Here is a 772-nt window from a genome sequence, read left to right as displayed (position 1 = left end):
CGCGCGGGAGCGCACACCAGTGCGCTGAGAGGACGGCTAACGGGCCGTCGACCGTATGAACCTGACCGGGTAATGCCGGCGTAGGGAGCTTCGTCAGATGACTGCTGTGTCCGATTCCGTCTCCGTCACCACCGGCCCCATCACGGGCAGTTCGAAGACCTACCGCGAGCTGCGCGACGGGGCACGGGTGCCGTTCCGCCGGGTGAACCTGACCAACGGCGAGCACCTCGACCTGTACGACACCTCGGGGCCGTACACCGACGACACCGCGGCGATAGACCTCGCCGCGGGCCTGCCCGCGCGTCCCGGCGTGGTCCGCGACCGCGGCACCCAGTTGCAGCGCGCACGCAACGGCGAGATCACCTCCGAGATGGCGTTCATCGCCGAACGCGAGGGCATGCCTGCCGAACTGGTGCGCGACGAGGTGGCGCGCGGACGGGCGGTGATCCCGGCCAACCACAACCACCCCGAGAGCGAGCCGATGATCATCGGCAAGGCGTTCGCCGTGAAGGTCAACGCCAACATCGGCAATTCGGCGGTGACGTCCTCGATCGCCGAGGAGGTCGAGAAGATGGTGTGGGCCACCCGCTGGGGAGCCGACACCATCATGGACCTGTCGACCGGCCGCGAGATCCATCAGACCCGGGAGTGGATCCTGCGCAACTCCCCGGTGCCGGTGGGGACCGTGCCGATGTACCAGGCGCTGGAGAAGGTCGACGGCGATCCCACCAGATTGTCTTGGGAGGTCTACCGCGACACCGTGATCGAGCAG

At 67.9% G+C, this 772-nt stretch carries 1 protein-coding gene and 1 riboswitch; the gene reads left to right on the top strand.

The window, feature by feature from the left end:
• A riboswitch (TPP riboswitch) is annotated at positions 1 to 104 on the top strand. This riboswitch is flagged as partial in the annotation.
• Positions 98 to 772, top strand: a 675-nt coding sequence (locus tag ACLE20_RS15525) for a phosphomethylpyrimidine synthase ThiC (RefSeq protein WP_410941218.1), incomplete at its 3' end; no start/stop codon positions are given. (Overlaps the previous riboswitch by 7 nt.)

It is taken from the genome of Rhizobium sp. YIM 134829 (assembly GCF_046546455.1).
The sequence above is the reverse complement of the archived record's forward strand: the minus strand, read 5'-3'. Positions and strand labels throughout refer to the sequence as shown.